28 protein-coding genes are annotated in these 23950 nt (G+C 61.8%); 10 read left to right on the top strand and 18 right to left on the bottom strand.

All coding sequences use genetic code 11. The annotated features are described in order from the left end of the window. Window positions 1-5 precede the first annotated feature (5 nt). From AB1555_00630 to AB1555_00575, 12 genes are all read right to left on the bottom strand, one after another. Window positions 6-407 carry an AraC family transcriptional regulator gene (locus tag AB1555_00630; protein MEW6245199.1) on the bottom strand — a complete coding sequence of 134 codons (402 nt, stop codon included), beginning with the start codon at window positions 405-407 and terminating at the stop codon, window positions 6-8. 149 nt (window positions 408-556) lie between these two features. Then, the gene (locus tag AB1555_00625) at window positions 557-1408 is read right to left on the bottom strand and encodes an HD domain-containing phosphohydrolase (GenBank protein MEW6245198.1); all 852 of its coding nucleotides are present in this window, start codon (window positions 1406-1408) and stop codon (window positions 557-559) included. A gap of 161 nt (window positions 1409-1569) precedes the next feature. Continuing rightward, a complete protein-coding gene (locus AB1555_00620; protein ID MEW6245197.1) occupies window positions 1570-1776 on the bottom strand; it encodes a hypothetical protein in 207 nt (68 codons plus the stop codon). Between the two features lie 58 nt (window positions 1777-1834). Beyond that, entirely contained in the window at window positions 1835-3958 is a 2124-nt protein-coding gene (locus tag AB1555_00615) for a TonB-dependent receptor (GenBank protein ID MEW6245196.1), read from the bottom strand. A gap of 353 nt (window positions 3959-4311) precedes the next feature. Beyond that, a complete protein-coding gene (locus tag AB1555_00610) occupies window positions 4312-4773 on the bottom strand; it encodes a hypothetical protein (GenBank protein MEW6245195.1) in 462 nt (153 codons plus the stop codon). A 123-nt stretch (window positions 4774-4896) separates the two neighbouring features. Continuing rightward, window positions 4897-5997, bottom strand: coding sequence for a TonB family protein (locus AB1555_00605; protein ID MEW6245194.1), 1101 nt, complete (start codon window positions 5995-5997; stop codon window positions 4897-4899). Between the two features lie 2 nt (window positions 5998-5999). Then, window positions 6000-6374 (bottom strand): biopolymer transporter ExbD, encoded by a 375-nt coding sequence (locus AB1555_00600; protein ID MEW6245193.1) that lies wholly within the window; start codon window positions 6372-6374, stop codon window positions 6000-6002. Next, the gene (gene exbB, locus AB1555_00595) at window positions 6364-6789 is read right to left on the bottom strand and encodes a TonB-system energizer ExbB (GenBank protein MEW6245192.1); all 426 of its coding nucleotides are present in this window, start codon (window positions 6787-6789) and stop codon (window positions 6364-6366) included. Before exbB ends, AB1555_00600 begins: the two co-directional genes overlap by 11 nt. 165 nt (window positions 6790-6954) lie before the next feature. Further along, on the bottom strand, window positions 6955-8037 hold the full coding sequence (locus AB1555_00590; GenBank protein MEW6245191.1) for an ABC transporter ATP-binding protein: 1083 nt from the start codon (window positions 8035-8037) through the stop codon (window positions 6955-6957). Window positions 8038-8116: 79 nt separating this feature from the next. Continuing rightward, window positions 8117-9676 (bottom strand): iron ABC transporter permease, encoded by a 1560-nt coding sequence (locus tag AB1555_00585; protein ID MEW6245190.1) that lies wholly within the window; start codon window positions 9674-9676, stop codon window positions 8117-8119. A gap of 14 nt (window positions 9677-9690) precedes the next feature. Beyond that, entirely contained in the window at window positions 9691-10773 is a 1083-nt protein-coding gene (locus AB1555_00580) for an extracellular solute-binding protein (GenBank protein MEW6245189.1), read from the bottom strand. Window positions 10774-10838: 65 nt separating this feature from the next. Then, entirely contained in the window at window positions 10839-11288 is a 450-nt protein-coding gene (locus tag AB1555_00575) for a Fur family transcriptional regulator (GenBank protein MEW6245188.1), read from the bottom strand. Between the two features lie 195 nt (window positions 11289-11483). Here AB1555_00575 and AB1555_00570 point away from each other — a divergent pair, with 195 nt between their 5' ends. Continuing rightward, window positions 11484-12047 carry a hypothetical protein gene (locus AB1555_00570; GenBank protein ID MEW6245187.1) on the top strand — a complete coding sequence of 188 codons (564 nt, stop codon included), beginning with the start codon at window positions 11484-11486 and terminating at the stop codon, window positions 12045-12047. A gap of 55 nt (window positions 12048-12102) precedes the next feature. Here AB1555_00570 and AB1555_00565 read toward each other — a convergent pair whose 3' ends face one another. Beyond that, complete coding sequence (locus AB1555_00565) at window positions 12103-13635, bottom strand: carboxypeptidase M32 (protein MEW6245186.1); 1533 nt, start codon at window positions 13633-13635, stop codon at window positions 12103-12105. 109 nt (window positions 13636-13744) lie between these two features. Between AB1555_00565 and AB1555_00560 the strand changes: the two genes are divergently transcribed. Then, the gene (locus tag AB1555_00560) at window positions 13745-14389 is read left to right on the top strand and encodes a class I SAM-dependent methyltransferase (protein ID MEW6245185.1); all 645 of its coding nucleotides are present in this window, start codon (window positions 13745-13747) and stop codon (window positions 14387-14389) included. Window positions 14390-14437: 48 nt separating this feature from the next. On the opposite strand, the gene AB1555_00555 is transcribed toward AB1555_00560, so the two are convergent. Further along, a complete protein-coding gene (locus tag AB1555_00555; protein MEW6245184.1) occupies window positions 14438-14833 on the bottom strand; it encodes a hypothetical protein in 396 nt (131 codons plus the stop codon). Window positions 14834-14987: 154 nt separating this feature from the next. Here AB1555_00555 and AB1555_00550 point away from each other — a divergent pair, with 154 nt between their 5' ends. The 3 genes from AB1555_00550 to AB1555_00540 all read left to right on the top strand — a co-directional run bounded on the left by AB1555_00550 (window position 14988) and on the right by AB1555_00540 (window position 16986). After that, the gene (locus AB1555_00550; GenBank protein MEW6245183.1) at window positions 14988-15890 is read left to right on the top strand and encodes a DMT family transporter; all 903 of its coding nucleotides are present in this window, start codon (window positions 14988-14990) and stop codon (window positions 15888-15890) included. A gap of 212 nt (window positions 15891-16102) precedes the next feature. Further along, the gene (locus AB1555_00545; protein ID MEW6245182.1) at window positions 16103-16387 is read left to right on the top strand and encodes a hypothetical protein; all 285 of its coding nucleotides are present in this window, start codon (window positions 16103-16105) and stop codon (window positions 16385-16387) included. A gap of 206 nt (window positions 16388-16593) precedes the next feature. Further along, window positions 16594-16986 (top strand): nuclear transport factor 2 family protein, encoded by a 393-nt coding sequence (locus AB1555_00540; GenBank protein MEW6245181.1) that lies wholly within the window; start codon window positions 16594-16596, stop codon window positions 16984-16986. 754 nt (window positions 16987-17740) lie between these two features. Here the strand turns inward: AB1555_00540 and AB1555_00535 are convergent. From AB1555_00535 to AB1555_00525, 3 genes are all read right to left on the bottom strand, one after another. After that, a complete protein-coding gene (locus tag AB1555_00535) occupies window positions 17741-17893 on the bottom strand; it encodes a hypothetical protein (protein ID MEW6245180.1) in 153 nt (50 codons plus the stop codon). Between the two features lie 104 nt (window positions 17894-17997). Beyond that, a complete protein-coding gene (locus AB1555_00530) occupies window positions 17998-18483 on the bottom strand; it encodes a hypothetical protein (GenBank protein ID MEW6245179.1) in 486 nt (161 codons plus the stop codon). A 33-nt stretch (window positions 18484-18516) separates the two neighbouring features. Next, a complete protein-coding gene (locus AB1555_00525; GenBank protein ID MEW6245178.1) occupies window positions 18517-18756 on the bottom strand; it encodes a hypothetical protein in 240 nt (79 codons plus the stop codon). 137 nt (window positions 18757-18893) lie between these two features. Here AB1555_00525 and AB1555_00520 point away from each other — a divergent pair, with 137 nt between their 5' ends. From AB1555_00520 to AB1555_00500, 5 genes are all read left to right on the top strand, one after another. After that, the gene (locus AB1555_00520) at window positions 18894-20384 is read left to right on the top strand and encodes an alkaline phosphatase D family protein (protein MEW6245177.1); all 1491 of its coding nucleotides are present in this window, start codon (window positions 18894-18896) and stop codon (window positions 20382-20384) included. Window positions 20385-20490: 106 nt separating this feature from the next. Next, window positions 20491-20973, top strand: a complete 483-nt coding sequence (locus tag AB1555_00515; GenBank protein ID MEW6245176.1) for a hypothetical protein — start codon at window positions 20491-20493, stop codon at window positions 20971-20973. Window positions 20974-21027: 54 nt separating this feature from the next. After that, on the top strand, window positions 21028-21531 hold the full coding sequence (locus AB1555_00510; GenBank protein MEW6245175.1) for an isoprenylcysteine carboxylmethyltransferase family protein: 504 nt from the start codon (window positions 21028-21030) through the stop codon (window positions 21529-21531). Further along, window positions 21528-21878 (top strand): hypothetical protein, encoded by a 351-nt coding sequence (locus AB1555_00505; GenBank protein MEW6245174.1) that lies wholly within the window; start codon window positions 21528-21530, stop codon window positions 21876-21878. The genes AB1555_00510 and AB1555_00505 overlap by 4 nt, the downstream gene beginning before the upstream one ends. Window positions 21879-21957: 79 nt before the next feature. Continuing rightward, the gene (locus tag AB1555_00500) at window positions 21958-22845 is read left to right on the top strand and encodes a hypothetical protein (protein MEW6245173.1); all 888 of its coding nucleotides are present in this window, start codon (window positions 21958-21960) and stop codon (window positions 22843-22845) included. Here the strand turns inward: AB1555_00500 and AB1555_00495 are convergent. Beyond that, complete coding sequence (locus AB1555_00495; protein ID MEW6245172.1) at window positions 22842-23939, bottom strand: aminomethyltransferase family protein; 1098 nt, start codon at window positions 23937-23939, stop codon at window positions 22842-22844. The genes AB1555_00500 and AB1555_00495 overlap by 4 nt on opposite strands. Window positions 23940-23950: the final 11 nt, after the last annotated feature.

Genomic DNA, 23950 nt, shown 5'->3' with positions numbered 1-23950 from the left:
GAACTTCAACCTTTACTATGCGGCTTGGAGCGGCGGCTCGCCCATGCGGAGCGCGAAAGGTTCGGGCGAAGTCGGCGTGAGGGGCATTGCGATCTGAACCGTTGAGGGGAGCAGCCGACGGCGTTTTTGAAGAAATGACTGAAGGCGAACTGATCGCTGAAGCCGAGGGCCTCGGCGATGCAGGACAGCGTCGCATTCGACTCCGCGAGCAGGCCGACGGCCCGCTCAAGGCGAAGACGCTTCAGATAGTGGGAGAAGGGAATGCCGATGAGGGCCTTGAAGAGATCGGAGCAGTACTTGTCCGAGTAGCCCAGAAACCGCGCCAGATCCTTGAGGGTCAGGCCCTCGTGCAGGTTGTTCCTGATGAACTCCTGCACGCGCTGCGCGACGTCCGGAGGCGCCTGCAACGCGGGGGGATGTTCTTGAATCGAGAACGGATCGTCGCAGAGTCGAGATGAGCTCAGGGGGGCGCGAGTGTTCGTTCTGCAGGCCGGGTCACATGCAGACTGTCCTGTCGAGTCGGCGCGGCGCATAGGATCCCTCCGTGGACGGTGGTTCATGGCCTCGGCGGGCTCTCATTCATGGTCGTCGTCGAGCGCTCCGGTCTGCCCGCTTTCGAACGTTCGCCGGCGGGCCGTGCGGTCTTTCCAGAAAAGGGGCGGGCGGGGGGCCCAGGAGGAAGAGAGGCGCCCCGCCCGAATGGGTGGGGGGCACAACCCCACCCGGGAGAGCTGTCAGGCCTCAGTGCCGGCGCCAGCCGGACGAAGGTCGCGACAAGATCAGGATCGAGTTGCGAGCCGGCCACGGCTTGCAGTTGCGCCAATGCAGTTTCGTGCTCGAACACCTTGGCAGCCGCCGGCCTACGGGCGGCCAGCGCGTCGAACGTGTCCGCGACCGCCAGGATGCGGGAGCCGAGCGGAATGAACTCACCTCGCAGGCCGTAGGGATAGCCGAACCCGTCCCAGCGTTCATGGTGGTGGGCGATCAGAAGCGCGGCCCGGCGCAGGAAACGGATCGGCTCCAGCAGTTCGGCGGCGGCCCGCGGATGGCTCTGCAGCGCTGCGTACTCATCGCCGGTAAGCGGTCTCGTCTCCGACAGGATGCCGGCCGGGACCGTCAGCAAGCCGATATCGTGGAGCAATGCGGCGAAGCGGAGGTGGAGTAATTCGTCGTCGGAAAGCCCGAGGGCTTCTCCGAACGCAAGAGCGTAGCAGGCGGTCCGCTCCCCGTGGCCTCCGTGATGCGGCAAGAGGCTCTCGATTCGTCGGACGATCCGCCGTATCTGAACGGCGCGAACGTCCGACAAGGATCGAGCCGGCAGCCGCACATGATCGAGGGCGTGAAGCTCATCCACGACGGCGGCGAGATCGGGATGATGATTCAACAGAGCAGGCCCGGTGCTGTTCATGGCGTTGGCTCCCTCCCATACAGGCGAAAAATAGAAGAGCCCAAGACGACCCTCTCGTCGCCTCTCCCATGTGAAGGATGAGGCGAAAAGAAGATCGCCTTGGGCTCAGGACTCGCAGGTCCTCTGGCCTGACGTTACACTGCGCTACCTGCAGGCCGTGTTCATGTCGGGACTGTCTTGAGCGGGGCGCCGCAGGATGCCGGCGACCCCTCGATCTCAGCGAACGGAATCGTCACGATCCTCCGGCATCGTTTACACTTCACCTGGATGCCGTCGGGAACCCATCTGGCCAGAAGCTGGCCGCACAGGCAACGGACCTGGCCGTGGTCCGCCACGTTCATCCTTCCGCGCTTCGTGACAGGTCCCATGTTCCACAACCCCCCTCCCTTTCCTTCCACCGCAAGGCGGAGGAGGGGAGGGTGAGGATCAGAACGTCCATCGGGCACCAGCCTGGACCATCAACGGCAGGCCCGGATAGATGCCGCGGGTCCGATCCACCATGTACAGGTGATCCAGCAGGTTTTTCCCGGTGACGAAGAACGTGGTGTTGATCGGCTTCACGTACTGGTTGGCCGCCGCGTTCAACACGCACCAGCCGCGAACGATGCCGCGCAGGCCGTTCGGCGTCGCGACGTGCGTGTTCCGGTCGTCTCCGAACATGTCGCTGATGCACTGGGTTTCCACTCGACCGTCGAACCCGATCTGGCGATTGATGTAGCCCAGTCCGGCCGTGAGCATGTGCTTGGGCGCATACGGAAGACGGTTCCCGCTTACGTTGAACACCGCAGCCTCGCCGGGGAGAAGGGCAGCGCCGGTGATGGAGCTATTCCGCGTTCCTCTGAACTCCGCATCGGCGACCCAGGTGTAGTTCAGATCGAAGATAATGTCTTCGTTCCTGTTCTGTCCGGTCACCGCATCCAAGAGATCGGTCTTCACGGCGAATTCGATGCCGCGATGACGAGTCCGTCCGGCATTGGTCAAGGTCGCGCCGACTCCTCCCGCGACGGACTGCGACACGATCTGGTTCTGGAAGTCCATCTGGAAAAAGGTCAGTTCATACCCGAGCCACTGGACCGGGGTGCTTCGCATACCCAGTTCATAGTTCCAGCTCAACTCGGCGTCCAAATCGACCACCGCGCCGGTTCCCGTGATCGCGTCTGAGACCTGCGGCGGCGCGAACCCGCGGTGGAAGCCGGCAAAGAAGGTGTAATTCTTGATCGGCGAATAGGTCGCGCCGATCCCCGGCAGGACTTCTGTGATGGCAGTCTTGCCGAACGTTTCTCCGGTGGTGGGCAGTTTGTTGAATTGCTCGTAGTTCACGTGTTCGACCCGGAAGCCCGGCGTCACAGTGATCTGATCGGTGACGAAAAACCGGTTCTGGAAAAACAGCGCATACGCGTCGGTTTTCCGAATGTTGTTTTCGCCTAAGCACGTTGCGGCTGCCGGACTTGCCAAGCAGGTGGATGAGCCTCCGATTCCTGTGATCTGATTCAGGAACTGCTTGCGATCGGACTGCTCGTGCATGAATCTGGCGCCAAAATCGGCCTCGCTCTTGATCCCCAGCAATCGATGGGTCAGGTGGAAACGAGGTTCGACGCCGTAGACCCAATACTCTCGTTCGTTGGTGAAGCGACGCTGTGGATCCGGTACAACGGTAAGGGTGTTAGCCGGCAGGTTGTTACCGGTGAGAGTAGTTGTGGTGCCATCGGCTCTGAGAGCCAGTTGATTCTGCCGCGACCAGTCGCGCGCGATGTAATGACCGAAGAAATTGGTCGTCACGCTCAGGTCCGCGTTGAACATGTGCTGGACCGCGACGTGCACGCCCACGCGGCGGAAATCGAAATGATCATGCGTGAACGGCGTCTGGCGATCATCGCCGCGTGCTCCCCAGTCGGCTTCAGTGAACCCCTGATAACCGATACCGGAATCTTCGCGGTAGTAATTGAACTTCGCCAAAATGGTGGTACGAGCCGTGAGTTCTTGAACGGTTTTGAAGGTGAAGTCATCCACCTTGGCCCGAATGTTGGTAAAGCGAGGCGTATCGCTCTGATAGTGGGTGTAGTCCACCAGGTAGCCGCTCTTGCCCCAGGTTCCTCCATAATCGAAATGGGTGTTGAAGTAGTTCAGATTGCCGCCACGGAACTCAAAGTTGCCGGTCGGAGTCAACGGCGGCATACGGGTGATCAAGTTCATCACGCCGCCGATGTTCTGCGGACCGAAAAGCAGTTGCCCACTGCCTTTCAAGACCTCGATCCGGTCGAAGCGGAAGACCGGCGGGAAGTAATAGGACGACGGGTCGCCGTAGGGCATCAGCATGATCGGGACGCCGTCTTCCATGATATGGATTTTTCGGCTTCGGGTGGGGTCGAGACCTCGAATCCCAATGTTCGGCCTGATGCCCAGCCCTTCCTCATCGCGCACGTTGACGCCGGGAACTTCGCGCAATGCTTCATTGATCGTGAGGCGATGGTTCTTCCACAGGCTTTCCTGTGTCACCACACGGCCTGAGCCGGGAATGTGTTCCAGCGCCTCTGGGGCGGTCCCGATCACCTCGGTGAGGGGGATTCTTAGCGGCTTCTGTTCGGGCGCCGGCGCTTCCGGCCCTTGGCCGGTTGTCTCTTGAGAACCAGCGGTCTGGCCCGAAGGTTCCTCAGCGCTTGCCGGCGCGCCAAGCGGCAGGAGTAAAAACGCCCATGCGATGAGGCAAGCATAGAGCATTGCAACGATTTTGGTTTTAGTTCTTATTCTCAATATCAACTCTCTCAATTGCCCACCCATGTCAAGACCTCCTCCTGGGTTATAGGGTTATTAGGGTTACGTTACAAACGGACGGGGACTGCGACCGGATATGTCGTCGGCCGGATGCGAAAGCGAACGCTGAAGACTGGCGCTTGGACTTGGTGTCATTTGAACACGATCCTCTTCAAGCCGTTGGCCGGAAACTCCACGTCGCCGAAATCGGACGAGCCCTTGAAGCTGCCGTTCATGGCCAGAGCAAATTCGCCGGTTTTGCCGTTCGTCAGGCTGATGGAGACGCTCGGGGGCCCGCCGTCAGGAGAGGGTTTGACATCGATCTGCTTGATCGATTCGAATTTGACCTTGATGGTGGCCGCCCCTTTCTTGACGGGGACCTCTCGAAGCTCGTGCGGAACAAAGGCCGTTTCACTGACCTTCTCTTCCCAGTAGAAAATGATGTTCTTGACCTCCGATTCCACCCCTTGGGTATCGGTGACGACCGCCGAGAAGCTTTTCTCCGCCTTGCCCTGGGGGTTCTGTGCCCAAGCCGGCGCTCCACAAAACCACATCATCGCTGTCAATAGTCCTACGGCTAGGAAGAATCGATAATCACAATCTTGCTGTTTCACGTTCATTCTCCTTTGACGATCTCAAAAACGCTGTTTGCGGTCAGCCGTCGGCCTTATCCTCACTACGCCGGGCCCTCTCACCCTCACCCTCTCCCACTGAGGGGAGAGGGAAAAGGGAAAAGTCTATTGCAGCTTATAGCTGATCGGCACTTGTACCACGACCTGCGGCTTGCCCAGGGGGTGTTTCAGATGGAGCGGGCAGGCCTTTCTCATGACCTCCATGGCGTCCTGATCGAGCACCGCATGGCCGGAGCTTTCCGCCACCTTCAGATCGACGAGCTGTCCATCGTGCCGAATGACGGCCTGCAACACCACCATGCCTTCCCACCGGTTCATTCTGGCGAGATGGGGGTAGCGTTTGAGTTGTTCGACGCGGTTCCACAACGCCTCGGCCAGCCAACTATAGTCCGCTTTGGCGGCCGGCAACGGTTGCACCGGCAATTCGCGGATCGAGGCCTGCTGGATCGGCACTGCCGCCGCCGTCGTTGCAGGAACGGGCTCGCTAACGATCTGGCGTTCCTGAATCGCGGCGGTCTCGACGGGGACAGACGCACTTTCGATTGTGCCTGTCTGGATCGGCTCGACCGGGTTTTCCGAAATCGCTGCCGTTTGGATCGCCGCAACCGGGTCACGTTTGATGGCCTGACGCGACACGGGAGCCGGAGTTGCAGCTACGACGGGGGAAGGCGCCTCCTGCACGACATGCTGAACAGTCGCCGGAACCTCCTCCCGAACCACCGGAGCCTCCTCCTGCACCACTGCAGCCGGCTCCGTGATGACCTGCCGCGCTTCGGTCGCGACAACGGTCTGGACGGCCGGTACCTCGGTCTCCGCCGTCCGGTTGACGGACTCCATCGCGCGGGTGACGACCTGCGGCGCCGGCCGGACGGCGGTTCGGACCTGGGGCGTGACTTCGCGGATCTCCTGCCGGACGACATGCGTCACGGTCTGGACCGTTTGGACCACCGGTTTTGTCTCGACCACCGGCTGCTCCGTTCGTTTCGGCTTCGGCGGGGTCGGGTCTGGCTGCGGCGGCTCGACGACCTGGGGCGCGGGAGGCTGCACCAAGGAGACTTCCCACTTGAACGGTTCGGGTTGCGGGGGCAAGTGCAAGTTAGACGTCAGCGCAAAAGCCGCTCCCACAGCCAGCGCGTGGGTGACGGCCGACACCGCCCAGCCCTGGATCCGGTAATTGAGACCGCGATTCGATCCGGCAGCCGGCATGGTCACGACCTGACGACCTCCAGACTCACTTGCTGGAATCCGAGCCCGCGCACCTCGTCCACCACCTGAACGAATCGTTCCAGCATCGTCACGCGATCGGCTCGGACGACGACCAGGGATTCCCTGGGATGGGGAGTCAAAACGATCCTCAGTCCATCCTCGGGAACGGGGCGGTCGTTCAGGTAGAGCTTCCCTTCCGCCGTCAGGGTGATCACCAACGGGACGTCCCTGCGGTCGCCCGCTTCCTTGGCTTTGGCCAAATCGACGGGTATTTGCCCGGTCGTGATGAACGTCGCCGTGGTCAGAACGATGACGAGCAGGACCAGCATCACGTCCACCAACGGGATGACGTTGATTTGGTCCATCTCACGATCCATGTTGCACCTTGTGGAGCGTGAGCAGTTCGGTGACGCGGCGCCGCAGCACGTTGTTCATCACAACGCAGGGGATGGCGACGAGCAAGCCGACCGCCGTGGCCTTCAGCGCCAGACTGAGGCCGATCATGATCGTGTTCACGGCCATGGTGCCGGATGTGCCCATCGTATAAAACGTCAGCATGATGCCCAGCACGGTGCCCAGCAGCCCGATATACGGCGCGTTGGCGGCGACCGTGCCGATGATGACCAGCCGCTTGGTCAGCGCAATCTCAAACACCTGGCGATTCGGGAATTGCGAGACGTCCACCCGGCGATAAAACAGCCATCGCTCGACGGCCACAGCGACGCACCAGACGCTGAGAACCAACAGAAGCCCGATCACCCCGTAGTCGACCGTTTCTTTCAAGACGTCCATACCTTGATGACCCCGCCCTTCCTCCGGCCTTGCGCCTGACGAAAAGTCTAATGGATGAATTTGAGAGGCGTTATCAATATCACGGCGGAAGAAAATCTGTCAATGGAAAATTCTGGCATTTCTTCAGAGGGTTTTAGAGGCTGTTTCGGTTTCCATGTCTTTGGTTCAGCGTGCCGGAAACAAGACGATGTGTGTTGCCGCCACCTGGAGTTCAACGGGTGTGCCGACGGGATAGACGTGCGTCGAGGCTTCGCTGCTATGAATGATTTGGCCGGACGGCAGGCCGATCGCGTAGAGATTTTCCGATCCGCGGAACTGTCGTGACCGGATGCGGGCGGTCGCATCCTTGGCGGGCACGATACGCACGTCGTCCGGACGGATCATGACGACGACCTTGGTTCCGCTTTCGTAGCCGACCTGGTTCGGGAATTCGCCGATTTCGGTCTGCACGATGCCGTCCTGCGCGATACCGGGGATGAAATCCGCCTGGCCTACGAAGTCCGCCACGAACGGCGTCGCAGGCGTGTGGTAGATCGCTTCCGGCGTGTCCACTTGCTCCAGCCGGCCCTGGTTCAGCACGGCGATTCGATCCGCCATCGTGAAGGCTTCGTCATGATCGTGTGTGACCAGGATCGTCGTCGTCCTGGTCCGTCTCAGGAGGTCATGGAGGTCCTGGCGCATCTTGCCGGTCATGTCGGGGTCAAGGTTGCTGAACGGCTCGTCGAGCAGGAGGATCACCGGCTTCTGCGCCAGGGCGCGGGCCAGCGCCACCCGCTGCTGTTGGCCGCCAGATAGTTCGTGAGGGAACCGTTTCTCCAGGCCGGTGAGTCCGGTCATCTCCAGCATGGCTTGCACCCGGGCCTTTCGTTGATCGCACGGCAAGCGCCGGAGGCCGAACGCGATGTTGTCGGCTACGCGCAGGTGCGGAAAGAGCGCATATTCCTGGAAAACCATGCCGACGCGCCGTTGCTCCGCGGGAACGGTCAACCCGACGGCCGAGACGAGCCGCCCCGAGAGCCAGACTTCGCCCGCGGAGACCGGTTCGAATCCGGCGATGACGCGGAGAATCGTCGTCTTGCCGCACCCGGACGGTCCCAACAGGCAGAGAATCTCGCCCTCGCACGCCGAAAACGAAATCTCCGAGATCGCCGGGCGCCCGGCCTGGTAGGCGCATGACACCTTGCGCAGCTCGAGGATGTTTTCATGCGCCGCCGACCCGATCGGCTGTTCTCCTGGCGCCTTTTTCAATTGTCGGCTCTGCCGTTGAGAACCCGTCATTGTGGTTGAGGATTGTGTTTTCGCCGCGTCACGCTTCACGTGTCACGCATCACCGTGTTCTTGTCGCCCGCCAATCCTTGGAGACGAGCAACATAAGCGCCGGCAGCGTCAACATCACGATCAAGAGGGCCGATGGGGCGGCCAGTTGATAATACTCCTCGCTGGCTTCTAGCCACACCCGGATCGCCAGCGTGTCAAACCCGACGGGCCGGAGCAGCAATGTGGCCGGCAGTTCCTTCATGCAATGCAGGAACATCAAGACCCAGGCCGCGATGAACCCGTTCCGCACCAAGGGCAGCGTCACCCGTTGCAGCGTCTCCCGCATGCCCAGGCCCAGGCTCCGGGCCGCTTGTTCCAAATTGGGCGTCACCTGCTGCAGGGCCGGCTCCAGCGATTGCAGACCGGCCGGCAGAAAGTGGACGATGTATGCGACCACCAGCACGACGATGGAGCCGTACCAGAACGGCGCGACATGGGAGAACAGTACCAACAGCGCCAAGGCGGCGACCGGCCCCGGCAGCACGTATCCGGCATAGGCGGCTTGGAGGCAGGCCAGGTTGAACCGCGAGGGATGCCGGGCGGCCAGGTAGGCCAAGGGAATGCCGATCACGACGGCGCAGGTCGCGGTCCCTCCGGAGAGGACCGTGCTGTTCCAGATGAACCCGACGAAACGACCGTCCACCGCGCCCTGCACGATTGCGGAGAGGCTCCACCGGACGAGCAGCGCCGCCGGAACCAAGAAGGCGGCGCCCAGTACGATCGCGAGATAGCCGGTGGCGAACAGCGTGCCCAGCGGTCCGCAGCGTTTGCGTTCGGGAGCCCGGTAGCGGCCCGCCGTCTGGTAGAACCGGCTTTTCCGGCGGAACCAGCGTTCCGCGACCAGGAACACCAACGCGATGACGACCAGGAGCAGGCTGAGGATACCGGCGGCCGTGTGGTCGTAGCGGCCGGTCATCTGCTGATAGACCGCATAGGTGAGCGTCTGATAGCGCAGCAGCGATACGGCGCCGAAGTCCGACACGACATACAGAATCACCAAGGCAAGGCCCGCAACGATCGCCGGCCGCAGAAGCGGCAGCGTGACGCGCCACAGAGTCTCGAAGCGCGAGGCGCCGCACGCCCGGGCGACCTCTTCGAACGAGACGTTCAGATTGAGCCACGCCGCCCGGCTCAAGAGATACACGAAGGGAAAGGTGTCGAGAGTCATGACCAGCGTCGCGCCGGCAAAGCTGTGCGGCGGAAAGAGGGGGAAGGGACCTCCCATACCGAGGATGAAGGTGTACACGTACGCGAGCACGTAGGTCGGCATGGCCAAGGGCAGCACCAGCGCCCATTCCCAGATGCGGCGTCCGGGGAAGTCGAATCGGACCACGAGCCAGGCGAAGGAGACGCCGAGCACACACGTGGCCAGCGAAACTCCGGCGGCCAGCGACACGGTGTTGATCAGCAACTCGGGAATGCGCGTGGCCCACAACCGGACCCAGACGGCCGGATCGGCGGACAAGGCCAGAAATCCGATGTACAGCAGAGGCAGCGTAAGGAGGCCGGCCGTCGCAGCGGCAAACACCTGCAGCGGCGGGAAAGGGATATGTCGAAAGGCCGTGGTCATGCGGTGCCGGTCCGTCAGCGGAGTCCCACCTGCTCGATGAGGGTCACGGTCGGCTCCCGCAGTTCCGCCAACCGGGCCAACGGCACCGTCGCCGCACGGAAGGTCTTGCGTTCGAGCAAAGCGGGGTCCGCTTTGACCTCGGGATGCAGCGGGTATTCCTTGTTGAGATCGGCGAACATTTTCTGGCCGGCTTGGGAGACGAGGAACTCGACCAGTCGTTTCGCGCCGTCGAGATGGCGGGTGTGTCTCACGACCCCGACGCCTGCGACGTTCATGATGGCGCCCATCCCCCCTTCGTACTGATCCGGCATGAGCAAGGCAATGGGGGCTCCGGGCTGGGTCGCGAGGTGCCGATAGACGTAGTAGTGGTTCACCAGCCCGACATCCGCCTCTCCCTTCGCGACGGCTTCCACGATCTGCGAGCTTTTCTGATACACCTGGGTGCCGGCATTGGCTTTCAGCCCTTGGAGGAACCGCTTGGTCTTTTCATCCCCGTAGGTCGCCTTGATGACCGACACGCCGGCCTGCAGGTATTCGCTGCCCGAATTCGGAATCGCGATCTTCTCCTTCCAGCGAGGGGCGGCGAGGTCCAGGATGGACGTGATGTCTCCGGGTTTGACGCGCGTCGTGTTATAGACCACGATCCAGAAGCGTCCCGACAATCCCACCCAACTGTTGTCCGGCGCGCGGAACTGCGACGGGATCGCCCGCTCGGTCTCCGGCATGGAGAGGGGCCGCAACAACCCCAGTTCCCGCGCCCGTTCCAGGCTACCGGCGTCGTTGGTGATCAGGACGTCCGCCTGGGTCCGTTCGCCTTCCACCTGCAGACGGTTGACCAGTTCAGTCGTGCCGGACGACAGCAGATCCACCTGGATGCCGGTCCTGGCTTGAAAGGCATCGAGAACCGGCTTGATCAGGCGCTCGGCCCGCCCGGAGTAGACGACCAGCCGATCCGCGGCGGGAGAGGACGGCGCCTGGCCGGCGATCGAAACCAGGCATGCCAGGATCAGAATCGGCCACATGCCTCTGTAAGGAAAGACGGTCTCAGGCCGGACCTCGCGGCGATCAGGCCGACGAACTCCTTCGTGCATTTTCATGTCGAAACGCGCTCCCGGTGAATGAAATTGATTCGTATCCCGAACGATACCGGCAATTGGGCGGGTCAATGGCGGCAGCTCGAACAGAGGCCATAGAGTTCGAGCTTGTGGGTCTGAATGACGAAGCCGTTCTTGGTGGCCACTTCTTCCTGCAGGCGTTCGATTTCGCAGTTCTCAAACTCTACGATCTTCCCGCAGCCCGTGCAGATCAGGTGGTCGTGGTGCCCCTTGTGTGAGACGTTGTCGTACTGCGTCTGCGACCCGAAGTGACGGGCCTGCGCCAGGCCGGCGTCGCAAAAGAGGTTGAGGGTCCGATAGATGGTCGCGAGGCCGAGGTGGGGGTCTTTCTTCGCCAGCAGATGGTACATCTCCTCGGCGGTGATGTGCTCCTTTTTGAGGAACACGCTGAGAATCAGCTCCCGCTGCCGAGTCAGCTTGAGCTGATGTTTGGCCAGGTGCTCCTTGAGCACCTGCATTTCTTTTATATTCTTGTGCGTGTTTTTATGCGACGCCATCGTGAGCCGGACTGAGATTGTTCTTGAGAAGAATCATTTAAGACGAAATGAAAATCGGGGTCAAGTGGCAGCCGGGCCCTTCTTCCCGGGCCCGCCACGGGTCTCCGATCGCCGGCCCTGTACGTTGACTGGCGGCTCGACCCGAGATTATAGTGCAAAAATTTTCCGACGGACATGGTTTGCAGGTGGAGCGCGATGCGCAAGCCTCATCAGATGACGATCGACCGGGCGCTTCTGCTTTACGTGCTGCATCTTGCGGAGCCGTTCGGCCTGCTGAACGACGTGAAATTGCAATCCCTCTGCTTCCTGTGCGAGCTCCAGATGTTCGGCAAGAATCTGAAGGGCTTCCACTTTGAATTTTTCCGCTACGCCTACGGTGTCTTCAGCAAAGATTTGGACAACGATCTCATGTCGCTGCGGCGCAAGGAGCGGATCGAAAACTTCGCAGTCTCCGACCAGGTCAGGGAGGAAGTGATCCCGCTGCTTCTCAAGGCCGTGGAGGGGGTGGAGGCCAACGAGAAGATCATCGAGATTCTCCAGGCCGTCGTTGCGACCTACGGTCCGCAAGACAGCAGCACGATTACGAAGTCGGTCGAGGCGGTCGAGCTGAGCACGCCGCAGGAGCCCGACTTCAAGCTCGCCATTCGGGACATCGTCTTTCACACCACGATCTTGGTTCCGTCCCGTATCGAAACGGAGGCGGAGTTCACGCTGTCGCCGGCGATCCTCGCCAAACTGAATGCTGCCATGGGCTATTGACTCGGGCGCGGAGGCCCGAGCAATCCGTCCCCGCCCCTCGCCCCGTGCCTCTCGCCTATAGCTTGTACAATTCGCCGTACTTCCTTTCCAGATACGTCAGGAACGGTTCGGGGGACAGGCTTTTACCGGTGACCCGTTGCACCAAGTGATCAGGGGTGAACATGCGTCCCCAGCGATGAATCTTCTGCTCGAGCCATCGCCGGAGCACGATCAACTGTCCGGACTCGATCTGCGCGTTGAAGTCGGGGATTTCCAGGCGCGCCTGGTCGTAGAACTGGACGGCGTACAGATTGCCCAAGGTATAGGTGGAAAAATAGCCGAACGAACCGAGCGACCAATGGACATCCTGTAAGACGCCGTCCGCGTCCGTCTCCGGCGCAATACCCAGGTACTCCTGCATCTTCCGATTCCAGATAGCGGGGAGGTCTTCGACCTGGGTGCGACCTTCGATCAAGTCCTGCTCGATCTCGAACCGCAGCATGATGTGCAGGTTGTAGGTCAACTCGTCCGCTTCCACTCGGATCAACGACGGCTTGGCGCGATTGACGGCGGCGTAGAATTGTTCCATCTCGACGCCGCCGAGTTGCTCGGGGAACGTCTGCCGGAGGAGCGGGTAGAAAAACCGCCAGAAGGGCCGGGAGCGGCCGACGCAGTTTTCCCATAACCGCGATTGGCTTTCGTGAATGCCCAGCGAGAGCGAGTCGCCGAGCGGCGTGCCGTAATAGCGCGGATCCAGGCCTTGATCGTAGAGCCCATGGCCGCCTTCGTGAATGCAACTGAACAGGCAGACCGGCAACTCCTTTTCGTGCACGCGCGTGGTGACTCGGACGTCCGTGGGATGGAAGGAGGTCGTGAAGGGGTGGGCGGAAAGATCCAGACGCCCTCGCTCGAAGTCATAACCCATCGCGGTCAGCACCAGGCGGCCGAATTCCAATTGGCGGGCCGTGTCGTAGGACTTGAAGAGGACGGCGTCATCGATCTTGACGGAGCTGGCCATCACGCGATCGAGCAATGGGACCAAGCGGGCTTTCAATGCGTCGAAGAGCGGCTTCAGCGCGGCCACCGTCGAGCCCGGTTCGTAGAGATCCAGCAGCGCATCGTAAGGCGACGCCGTGTAGCCGAGATAGCCGGCCTCCTCCCGCTTGAGGGCCACCACTGTGCGAAGATTGGGCAAAAACATTCTGAAGTCGCTCTTGCGCCGCGCTTCGGCCCAGACCTGTTGGGCCAGCGAGCATTCACGGCTCAGGCGCTTCACGAACTCCAACGGCAGTTTCTTCGCCCGGCTGAAATCCCGCCATACTTCCCGGAGCAGAGAGCGGGACGGCTCGTCCCAGGCATCGCCCGGCGTCTCGAGGATTCGGCCGGTTGCCGGATCGATCCACTTGGTCAGCTCCCGTTCGAGGTCCGGCGAGGCGAACCGCTCGTGGGCGAGGCCCTGCAGCGCGGCGATCTGCTCGGCCCGAGCGTCGCCGCCTTTCGGCGGCATATAGGTTTCCTGGTCCCAGGAAAGCAGGGACGCCGCGCTGTGGATCCGCTGAATCTCGAGCAACCGCGTCGTCAACGGTTCCAGGGTGGCAAGGGTCTTCACTCTTGGCCTCCTTCCCGATTGCCTCTCGCTTGCAAGATGAGATGCTGTATGATCGTCCGCTGAGTGTACGCAACGCATGCCCGTTTTTTCAAATCACCCGAGGAGAAACATGAAGAACCTGGTCTTGCCAGAAATCGAAGCCTACGCCGAAGCCCACTCCGCCGCCGAGTCGGAAGTCTGCCGCGCGTTGCGGGAGGAAACCTATCGGACCATGGAGATCCCGCACATGATCGTCGGGCCGCTGGAGGGCGCCTTTCTGAAAATGATGACGTTGTTGGTGGGGGCGAAACGGGTGCTGGAGATCGGGATGTTCACGGGCTACAGCGCCCTGTGCTTCGCGGAAACCCTGCCGGAGGACGGTCGCGTGATCACCTGCGAGATCAATCCGGAGTCGGCGGTGTTGGGCAGGAGGTATTTTACCAAGAGCCCGCATGGCCGCAAGATCGACATCCGGATGGGTCCCGCGCTGGAGACGTTGCGCGCGCTGACCGGTCCGTTCGACGTGATCTTTATCGATGCGGACAAGGTGAACTATGTCAATTACTATCGGCGGGCGCTGGAACTCCTGTCGCCGAAGGGCGTGATCCTGATCGACAACGTCTTATGGAACGGCGACGTGCTGGTGCATCCGCCGCCGGATGCGTCGACGGCCACGATCCAGGAATTGAACCGCCTGGTGGCCGCTGATCCGCGAGTCACGGCCGTGTTGGTGACAATCCGGGACGGCGTGATGGTGGTGCGAAAGAAGACGTGATGCGTGTGGCGTGATGGGTAAGGTGTGAGGTGTGTTTCGCCTAACGATTCACGCCTTCAAGTCCGCTTCCCACGACACCTGCGCCGGGCACCATTGCCAGATGCCGAGGGTAATGATGTACACCAGCGCGGCGGGGATGCAGGCGGTGCGATTGACCTCGACCGTCCGATTGACCAGCCGCGTGGGATCGCCGCCGCAGCGCTTCAGATACTCGTCGGCCTTGATGTCGTGCAGATCGATGTGCGGAACGAAGAACGCGACGAAAGGAACCGGCAGCGCAGCGATCGCGGAATCGTCCACCCATTCGCTGCCCGAGCAGTGATCGCCGGACGTTTTGGCGGTGCGGACGTCGTCTTTGACCAGGGTCTTCGTACAGCCAGCCAAGAGCAAACATCCGGCGAGGAACAGGGACACCAGTCGGCGTCCCGTTGGATGAGGCGTCATTACTCCTCCACGAGGTGAAAATGTCCGGCCGTTTGCGATCCCCGGATCGGCTTGGAGGCGCACAATAGCGAAGCCGCGCCACCCTGTCAAGGCGCAGGCGACGATCAGAAACCGCTTGACGACCGGCGGAGCCGATTGTTATAGCCCGTGCACCATGCGTAAACCTTCGGAGTGGGCCGCCTACGGGGCGGTGACGGCAGCAGCCGTCCTGTGGGGCGGCTCGATCGTCGCGCAGAAGTTGGCGCTCGGGTCCTTCTCGCCCGTCGAAGCGTCCGTGCTGCGGGATACGGGCGGTCTCGCCATCCTGATGGCGACCTGGTGGTGGCAGGAGGGCGGGGTGGCACGCTTCACTCGTACGGACCTCCGTACCCTGTCGCTCCTCGGGCTCGGTGTGTTGGGCAATCACCTCTTGATCCTGATCGGGCTGAAATACGTGAGCGGTGCTGTTGCGGGCGTCATCATCGGCTCGTCTCCGGTCGTCACGTCGTTGCTTTCGGCGATGCTGATTCAAGATGTCCCGTTGCGAGCCGTCTGGCTCGGCTGTCTCCTGTCATTTGCGGGAGTGGCGCTCGTGTCGGTGGCGGGATTTCAGGCCGTCGGCGAACAGCCGGTGCTCGGCAGCGCGCTCGTGTTCCTGGGCGTGGTGAGTTGGGCGCTGTATAGCATCGGTAGCCGGACGATCATGGAGCGGATGTCCGCGCTGACGGTCAATTGGACGACGTTGTTGGTTGCCACGGTGCTCCAGGTTCCCCTGATGTGGGCCGATCGCAAAATGACGGAGGCGGGTATGGCCTCGGTAACAGCCGAGGATTGGCTGGCGTTAGGCTACTTGGTCATCTTCGCGACCGCCGTCGCGCAGCAGGCGTGGTTGTACGGTGTGAACGGGATCGGTCCCTCGCGCGCGTCCGTGCTGGGCAACCTGACGCCCGTCGCGGCGGTCGTGCTGTCCGCGCTTATTTTGAAAGACCCGGTCGGGTCGATCGAGATCATCGGAATTATCTTGGTTCTGGCCGGCGTCTGGTTGGTCGGCTGGCAAACCTCTCGCCTAAAAACTTGACCACTCCAGCTTTCAGCTATCAGCAAGCCGATGGCTGACTACTGATTGCTGAAGGCTGCCGCTTCAGAGCCGCCTGCTATACTTGGACAGTGCTCTTAACACCCCATGAGCCTTCGGCGGGAGGCAAGGGGCTCGGGGCGAGGGAGAAGAGGCCCTGAGATCTTGCCTCGGGCCTCTAGCCGCGCGCCTATTTTTTTACGCAGGAGGGTACGATGTCACGAAATCTGTCCGTCTTCTTGAGTGTGGTTCTGATGGCATTGGTCATGGGACCGGCGACTTCGTTCGCCGCGAAGTCTTCCGATAAGCATGACTGCCGTCAAGAACGGCCGAGAGGGCCCTATATCTGCGAACGAGGACCGCTGGCCGGCAAGACGTTCGCCACGAGGAAAGCCATGATCGAGGCCTTGCGGAACGGCGCGACCGCCCCCATGCCGGTCAAAAAGGAGTCCGCGGTGAAGAGCGCGCCGAGCAAAGCCAAAGCTTCCAAGAAAAAGTAGCCATGCCGTTCGCCAACCACCGCCTTGCGGGTAAAGGCTGCGCCGCGTCTTGCACCAACCGGCTGAGCGGCTTCCATCCGTTCGCTTTCCCGCGTTTGTCCCGTCCACCCTGTCAGTAGGAACACCGGTATTCCTCCATTCCTGCTGCTCGCCCCGCTCTGCGCACTTGGGGTATGATACGACGCACCCCATTCCAAGGAGCGAGCATGATCAAGGAACGAATCGAGGAAGTGACGCGCGCCAACCAGGCCTTTTACGACGCCTTTGAAAGCTTGGATATCGCGCGGATGGACAAGGTATGGGCTCACCTGGAATATGTCACCTGCATCCATCCGGGTTGGTCGCAGCGGGTGGGGTGGCCGGCGGTGCGGGACTCGTGGGTATTGATCTTCAACAATACGTTCTCCATGAAATTCGAGCTCACCGAGATTCAGATCCAGGTGGCGGGGGACATCGCCTGGGTGATCTGCACGGAGAACATCACCAGCCGCCAGGACGACCAACCGATCGAAAGCCGGGTGCTGGCCACGAACCTCTATGAACGGATCGGGGATGAGTGGTTGATGATTCATCATCATGGGTCACCGGTCATGGGGTGAAGCTGTGCTCTCTCTGTGCTCGCAGACCGCGCGCCAAGGGGTGGTCATATGAGAACACTATGGGCGGTGTTGGGGGACCTGTTGCTCTTCAGATTGCAACGGGTCGATGATGCGCGCAGTCGAGGGCGTGCAGACCGCTCCCCTAAAGAGGAAGGGTGTGGGGAGAATGATCTCGCCGGACACGGGCAGTGAGCATGCAGCCGTCACCCTCGCTTCAGGTTCGCCCAGCGCGCGCTAGACAGAAGTGTTGAAGATGCCGGCGAACCAAATTCAGATCATGCCAGGTGGTGCGGGAAGGCTCATTGTGCTTCTTCCGTATTCCTCCGAGCGCGTGGCGAAGATCAAGACCGTCATTGGTAACCGCTGGTATCAGGGCGAACGACAAAAAGGGGTCGAACGACAAAAAAGGGGTCGGGAGTCTTTTAGACGATCTCTTGAGAACACACAAAGGGGTCGGAAGCCAAGGCGAACGTCCGCTCTGCTGCGGGGCCGGCCTAAAAGGATCCAGAGTAAAGACTCCCGACCCCTTTCCCCGGCGGTTTATATTTTGGGCGTCCTCCACGGAGCGCGAGAGTTTAGGCAACGAGAGTCGTGACAGTACTTGATTCCCCGTTCGGTACTGATAGACTTGTGCCACTTCATCCAACAGCGCCGGCTGCGTCACTCGATCGGGCCGTTAATACTGCCGCCGCATCTTCTGCCGCAAGGAAAATATTCTGCGATCCGGGTTAATTCTCGGGCTGAACTCGATTGCTCACCGCCGGAAGGCGTCCTTGGCTTTGAGCACCTCGGACAATAGGCGATCCGCCGATTTGGCAGCGACTCGTCGGCGATACCAGCGGCGCACCAGCGGGGTCAGGATCCCTGCGCTCGCGACGATCAAGACCAGCCAGCCTGTGTCACCCATACCGTCAACTTAGTCAAACTCCACGCGTTGGACAAGAGCCGAGCGGTTCGAGTGTTCGATCGATCAGTTGCCCGGAACCAGCGGAAGAACGAGTGGTCGCAGGCCTACTTCCCGCCGATGGGGCTTTCGCGGATGAGCCGGCCGTTGTAGTAGAGCGCCTGTTTCACGGCCTTGCCGGAGGCGTCGTAGAAGAGGATGGTGAGGGTGTTATCGGACGGGAAATGCTCCTTCCAAAGGCCGTCCACACGACCACTCCTGCAGGAGACTTCCTTCCAGATGCGCGCCGACCGGCGGGGCCCGTCGTTTTTATAGGCCGTGAACAGGCCGTCACGTCCGATGGTCCGGCAGACTTCGTCCATGGAGCGGGTGACGACGGCTTGGTCGAGCGCGATAGACTTGCCTGCCTGGTCGTAGAAGAGGATCTTGGCGGGCCCTGGATCCTTGAGCTCTCCTGCAAGGCAACGTTGCAGATCATCACCCTTCAGACCGGCGCAACTGGCCTCGCCGAGAGACGGCACTGCAAGGAGCGCGGCCAAGCCGATCCCGCCGATGACAACAAGGTGGGTGGCGAAGCGAGAGCGTGCGCACATGAACGGCGGTCCTTCGAGGAAGTCAGCAATGGACTATCGTTTCGCGCCCGGGGGGGCCGGCGCCTCTTCAATTCTGACCGTTTGGGCCCACTCGGCCATGACCGTGTCCCGTTCTTCCATCGTCATGGCCGCATATTTCTGGAACATCTGGAGCCCGCGCTTGCGTCGCCAAGCCAGGAAGTTCAAAAAATGCTCTTTGCAGAGCGCGCCCGTCCCGGCCGGCGCATAGACCTTGGCTTTGCAATTCTGAATCGAACACGCCTGATCGCTCATAGGCAATTCCTCCGTACCCGTCGCCGCCGACACCTCGTCAAGCCGAAGCGAGTATGCCGAACCTCGCGGCAGAAAAGCAACGGCGCCGGGCCATGCCTTGACGGAGCCGCGCCTGTTCAAGTAAGTGTGGGCGCTCGATGCGCTCCTGGCTTCGTATCTGGATTGGGCCGGTCTCTCTCTGGCTGGCGTTGTCACTGACCGGCTGCCCGCCTTCTTATAAACCCGGCCTGCCGCCCGGCAGCCCTTTTGCGGAACCATCCGCCTCGTTTTCCGGCAGGCTGTCGTCCGGGATCGCGACCGGCGATGTGACCGATCGTTCGGCTCTCGTGTGGCTCCGTACGGACGGCCCCAAGAAAGTCCAGATTGAATGGGCGCCAGTGGAAGAATGGGCGAGGGCGGAGGGCGATCATGCCGACTTGCCTCACTTGGCCGGAACCGCCCTCCTGCAGACCGGCCGGGAGCATGACTTCACGCTCCGCGTGCCGCTCGATGGACTGAAGCCTGCGACAAGGTACCGGTATCAGGTGTTGGTGGAGGACCGGCAGTGGGAAGGCGGCTTGGCCCCGGTCGCGAAGGTTGCGGCCGCGGGCGAATTTCTGACGGCGCCTGCGCCGGACGCGCCAGCGCCGGTGACCTTTCTGTGGAGCGGCGATCTCGGGGGGCAGCAACGCTGTCGCGATGACCGGGCCGGCTACCCGATTTTTGATGTCATGCGTCGGCAACAGCCCGATTTTGCCGTCTTGCTGGGCGACCTCATCTATAGCGACGATACCTGCCCCTCGCCGCCGAACGCCCCGGGCAGCGCCTTTACGGCCTCGACGTTGGATGAGTATCGTGCGAAGCATCGCTATCAGCGCGGCTCATCGGCGCTCCAACGATTCTTAGCCGCCGTCCCGGTGTTCGCGATCTGGGACGACCACGAAGTCGGCAACAATTTTGCCGGTCCGCATGATCCGCGGATGCCGATCGGCCGGCAGGCATTGCTGGAGTACTGGCCGATCCGGACGCCGCCTGACGATCCGACTCGGCTGTATCGGCGGGTCCGATTCGGGGCCGACCTGGAACTCTTCATCCTCGATACGCGTCAGTACCGCAGCCGCAACGCGGAGCCGGATGGGCCGGGCAAGACCATGCTGGGCGAGGCACAGCGGGCGTGGCTGCTGGACGGGTTGGCGAAGTCCACGGCGACCTGGAAGGTGATCGCCACCAGCGTGCCGTTGTCCAATCCCAAGGGAGGCACCCTACTGGCGCCGGGCAACGATAGCTGGGCGCGCGGGCCGGACGGAACGGGGTTTCAGACGGAGCTCGGGCAGATTGTGGAGGCGATCCTGTCGCGCCGTATCAAGAACGTCGTCTGGTTGGCGGCCGACGTGCATTACGTGCAAGCCAACGCCTACGATCCGGATGGAGACGGTGTGGCGGACTTTCATGAATTCATCTGCGGGCCGCTCTCCGCGGCCTACGGTCGTCCTGTCCTCCCCAATCCCGCCTTCAAGCCCGTGACCCTGTTCAGCGACGGCGGGTACTCGAACTTCGGGGTGGTGTCGGTGAAAGGAACGCTGCTCGAGGTCCGGATTCTCGACGACCAGGGCGCGCTTCGGGCGGCACATACGCTCAAGGCTCGGTAACCCTCTTGCATTCCTGGCGGCGGGCCGGTTAGGGTACCGACTCGCGATTCGGAAGCATCGGCGGATAACGCTCAGGCGGAATGATTGAGGAAAAGGAGAGGGAACGATGGCGGGTCTGATGACGGCGGATGAAATCTATGAGAAGGCGAAGGATGCGGCGATCGCCGCGACCGGTCCGGATGAGAAGGCGCTCCAGATCGATTACGACGCCTTGAAGCTCAAGTTTCGGGCGGCGCTGGGGGATCGCAAGGTCGCGTTGTGTCATGTCAACAAGTTCCTGCCCGAGGGGTATGAGGACCAGGGCCGATTCAACCTCGTGCTGCTCACCGCCGGAAACGTTCTCTACGACATCGTGATCGGCGATCAATATTTCCGCTACGATGTCGTGTCGGTCGCCCAACTGGACAAGGTGCAGATCATCGATGCGGTCTGGGAAAACCGGGAGAAGCGGCGGGAAGAGCCGTTTCTGAGCCTGCGGCTCATGCATGCCGAAGAAACCCACCTCCTGCTCGCGCTGGACGACGAGGAGCGCAAAAGCGTCCTGGCCTTTGCCCGGGCGGTCGCCGACGCCCGCAATCCCGAACGGTGAGCGCCGGCGCGAAGCGTTCCCAACCGATGGCCGCGCGCGGTGGCCGGAGCCGCGATGCGTATATTGATCAAGACGATCCTCTTTACCGTCCTCGTCCCGGGCACGGTGACGATCGTGATTCCCTACTGGCTGCTGTCCCACTTCCAACCCCGCGTGCCGTTTTCCTTCGGACCGTGGTCCCTGATCGGCGTCGTGTTGATCCCCGCCGGCGCCGGCGCCTATCTCTGGTGCGCGTGGGAGTTTTCGACGCGCGGCCAAGGCACACCGGCCTTGTGGGATCCGCCGGTCGTGTTTGTGGCGACCGGCTTGTATCGCTGGGTGAGGAACCCGATGTATCTGGGAATTCTTCTCATGCTCGTCGGGGAAGCTCTGGCGTTTGATTCCCTGGCGATCGCCGTCTACGCGTTTTTGTTGGGCGTCGGCTTTCATCTGTTTGTGATCTCCATCGAGGAACCTCTGTTGCAAGCCAGGTTCGGGCAGCTCTATGCGGAGTATCGCAACGCAGTCCCACGGTGGCTTCCGCGAAGGCGAAAGAGCGAGGCAGGGAGGTCGCAATGAAAGGCGGCTTCTTGCGAGCCCTCTCCTGGCTGGCGCTTCTCCTGGCTGTGACTGCCTCAGCCGATGTGGTCGAGGACCTGGTGTTTGAGTTCCCCGAAGCCGAGGCGGCCGAATTGCCGTTTCCGCCGGACGATCTGAAAGGTCCCGCTGAGAATACGACGGTGCCCAGCGTCGGCAGTGAGGCGTCTCACGTGAAGACCGCCGGCATGAGTCAGAGATTGGTGGATGCCGACGACGACTTGACGGGTCTTTCTTCGTTCAAGATGTCCTCCTGTTCCGTCGCGCCAGTCGATGGCCGCTTCAAACCCCGCTCTGCCGCTCCCTGTCTTCCGCCCCTTCGTATGTGAGCCTGTGGGCCGGTTTCTTCAAGCTTAGACCGGCTCACGTCCGCTCATCGTCTGTTTCGCACGCGAAGGGAGTTGTCCGATGCATAGCACAAGCACGATCAGCTTGGCCGTATGCGCCGTCATGGTCGGTCTGTCCTTCGGTCTGGCCGGATGCGTTGGGTTGAGGTCCGAAGCGAAGCCTGATCCGCCGCCGGCTGACCCGCCCAGGGTTGCCGTGCTGCCGTTCGCGATGGGCGTTGAAATCACAAGCTTGTCGTCCATTCAGAGTGTGAACGGAGACCTCGAGCCGGAGGAAGAGCCGCGGTTGGTTGCACGGGCGGTCGGACAGATCAGTGACGACGCGCGTCGACTGATGTATGCCAGGCTGGCCGATCAGCGCGTCTATGCGCTGATCTCATTGGAAGAAACGGATCGGGTGTTGGGCGAACTCGGTATCGCGACCACGGAGCCGTTTTCACCTGAACACCTGCATCGCCTGCGTGTGCGGCTTGGAGCCGACCTTCTCGTTACCGGCGTGGTGCAGGACTACGGCAAGGTCCGCTGGCAGTGGCTCGCGGGAGGCATGCTCGCGGACATGACCTGGGAGTCGGTCGCGCTCGGGTTGGCTACGGCCTGGAATCCGGCCGCGATTCTCGGCAATGTGGGCTTTGAGCTTTTGACCGGCATGCCGGTCTGGTTCGGAGGAGGTTATGTGTTCGGTGTGGCCTTTCGCCCGGTCCGCGTGGAAGCGTCGGCGATCGATCCTGTCACCGGCGCGGTCGTCTGGCACGAGACGGAAGTCGCGATCTACACGCGGGGGCGCCTAAAAGAAGTTCCGGAAGAGGACCGGAAAAAGAAGGAGGTTCAGCTTCGGCTCAATTTGGCCGCGGCGATGGAGGGGCTGGGTGATTCGCTGCTCGATGCGGGACTGACTCGCACGCACCTCCGCGAGCGGCGACTGCCGGACGAGCAGGTGGTGTCCTTCTAACCCGCAGGTCGGGCGTAAAACGGGAGCGGTCGGACCGTGGCGTCGTAGCGCCGGCCATTGATGTCGACCGTGAGCGCGGTGTCCGGTTTGGTGAAATCGCGGAGCGGAAATCCGAACGCGATGACGCTGTCGAGTTGCGGTGAGTAGGTGGCGCTGCTGATCCAGCCGACTTCCCGCTCGCCGCTGAAGAGCTTGGCGCCTCTCGGCGGAATGACCGGCTCCTTCAACACCAAGCCGACCAACCGCCGCCGCACGCTGCCATAGGTGTCCATCCTGGCGACGACTTCCTGGCCGGGATAGCAGCCTTTGGTGAGACTGAACGCTTTGCCTTCAAGATTCGCTTCAGGCGGCACGATGTCCTCGTTGAGATCCGGACCGGCCTTCGGCAATCCCGCTTCCAGACGCAGCGCTTCCCTCGCATGACCGCCGAACGGCCTGATGCCGAACGGTAGGCCGGCCTGCATGAGCGCTTCCCACGCAGTCTGCACGCCGTCTGCGGAGATCATGATCTCGATATCGGTCTCGCCGGTCTCTTCGGTACGGATGAGCAAGGCCGGCAGGCCGCCGATCCGGTGAGTCAGGACATGCAGCGGCCGGAGATGGCCGACCTCGACCTTGAAGGCCGCCTTGAGTACCTCCGGCGCCTTCGGACCGCTGATCAGCAGGAGCCCCCAGCTTTCCGCGCAATTCTCCAGCTTGGCCTTCGTGCCGAACAGGAGAAACTTGCGCAGGGCCTGAAACGTGCTCTCGCCGATCTCGCCGACGTCTTCGAGCATGACCGAGTCGGCCAGCAGGTAGACCCGGAAATACGTGAGCATCTTGCCCTTGTGGGTCAGCAAGCTGGAATAGGCGCCCTGGCCGACTGAGAGCGACAGGATGTCGTTGCTGATCACGCTCTGCAGCCATTTGATCCGATCCTCGCCGGTGACGCGGACTTGGCCTCGATGCGACAGGTCCGCGAGGCCGACCACCCGGCGCACGGCCCCGTGCTCGGCCCGCACATCGCCGTAGTGCGCGGGCATGGTCCAACCGGCGACCTCTTCAAAAACGGCGCCCAGTTTCGCGTGCTGGTCTTGGAGAAGGGAGTGTTTCATTTTGCGCATGA

The organism is Nitrospirota bacterium (genome assembly GCA_040755395.1).
In the GTDB taxonomy this organism is placed as follows: Bacteria; Nitrospirota; Nitrospiria; order Nitrospirales; family Nitrospiraceae; genus DATLZU01.
Note: the sequence above shows the minus strand (reverse complement) of the source record. Positions and strands in the feature narration are given on the sequence as shown.

Coding starts and splice junctions, on each gene's coding strand:
- AB1555_00625 (MEW6245198.1), bottom strand. CDS start 1,408: ATGAACAGCACCGGGCCTGCTCTGTTGAATCATCATCCCGATCTCGCC.
- AB1555_00620 (MEW6245197.1), bottom strand. CDS start 1,776: ATGGGACCTGTCACGAAGCGCGGAAGGATGAACGTGGCGGACCACGGC.
- AB1555_00605 (MEW6245194.1), bottom strand. CDS start 5,997: ATGCCGGCTGCCGGATCGAATCGCGGTCTCAATTACCGGATCCAGGGC.
- AB1555_00600 (MEW6245193.1), bottom strand. CDS start 6,374: ATGGATCGTGAGATGGACCAAATCAACGTCATCCCGTTGGTGGACGTG.
- exbB (MEW6245192.1), bottom strand. CDS start 6,789: ATGGACGTCTTGAAAGAAACGGTCGACTACGGGGTGATCGGGCTTCTG.
- AB1555_00585 (MEW6245190.1), bottom strand. CDS start 9,676: ATGACCACGGCCTTTCGACATATCCCTTTCCCGCCGCTGCAGGTGTTT.
- AB1555_00580 (MEW6245189.1), bottom strand. CDS start 10,773: ATGAAAATGCACGAAGGAGTTCGTCGGCCTGATCGCCGCGAGGTCCGG.
- AB1555_00575 (MEW6245188.1), bottom strand. CDS start 11,288: ATGGCGTCGCATAAAAACACGCACAAGAATATAAAAGAAATGCAGGTG.
- AB1555_00570 (MEW6245187.1), top strand. CDS start 11,484: ATGCGCAAGCCTCATCAGATGACGATCGACCGGGCGCTTCTGCTTTAC.
- AB1555_00560 (MEW6245185.1), top strand. CDS start 13,745: ATGAAGAACCTGGTCTTGCCAGAAATCGAAGCCTACGCCGAAGCCCAC.
- AB1555_00555 (MEW6245184.1), bottom strand. CDS start 14,833: ATGACGCCTCATCCAACGGGACGCCGACTGGTGTCCCTGTTCCTCGCC.
- AB1555_00550 (MEW6245183.1), top strand. CDS start 14,988: ATGCGTAAACCTTCGGAGTGGGCCGCCTACGGGGCGGTGACGGCAGCA.
- AB1555_00545 (MEW6245182.1), top strand. CDS start 16,103: ATGTCACGAAATCTGTCCGTCTTCTTGAGTGTGGTTCTGATGGCATTG.
- AB1555_00540 (MEW6245181.1), top strand. CDS start 16,594: ATGATCAAGGAACGAATCGAGGAAGTGACGCGCGCCAACCAGGCCTTT.
- AB1555_00535 (MEW6245180.1), bottom strand. CDS start 17,893: ATGGGTGACACAGGCTGGCTGGTCTTGATCGTCGCGAGCGCAGGGATC.
- AB1555_00530 (MEW6245179.1), bottom strand. CDS start 18,483: ATGTGCGCACGCTCTCGCTTCGCCACCCACCTTGTTGTCATCGGCGGG.
- AB1555_00525 (MEW6245178.1), bottom strand. CDS start 18,756: ATGAGCGATCAGGCGTGTTCGATTCAGAATTGCAAAGCCAAGGTCTAT.
- AB1555_00520 (MEW6245177.1), top strand. CDS start 18,894: ATGCGCTCCTGGCTTCGTATCTGGATTGGGCCGGTCTCTCTCTGGCTG.
- AB1555_00515 (MEW6245176.1), top strand. CDS start 20,491: ATGGCGGGTCTGATGACGGCGGATGAAATCTATGAGAAGGCGAAGGAT.
- AB1555_00510 (MEW6245175.1), top strand. CDS start 21,028: ATGCGTATATTGATCAAGACGATCCTCTTTACCGTCCTCGTCCCGGGC.
- AB1555_00505 (MEW6245174.1), top strand. CDS start 21,528: ATGAAAGGCGGCTTCTTGCGAGCCCTCTCCTGGCTGGCGCTTCTCCTG.
- AB1555_00500 (MEW6245173.1), top strand. CDS start 21,958: ATGCATAGCACAAGCACGATCAGCTTGGCCGTATGCGCCGTCATGGTC.
- AB1555_00495 (MEW6245172.1), bottom strand. CDS start 23,939: ATGAAACACTCCCTTCTCCAAGACCAGCACGCGAAACTGGGCGCCGTT.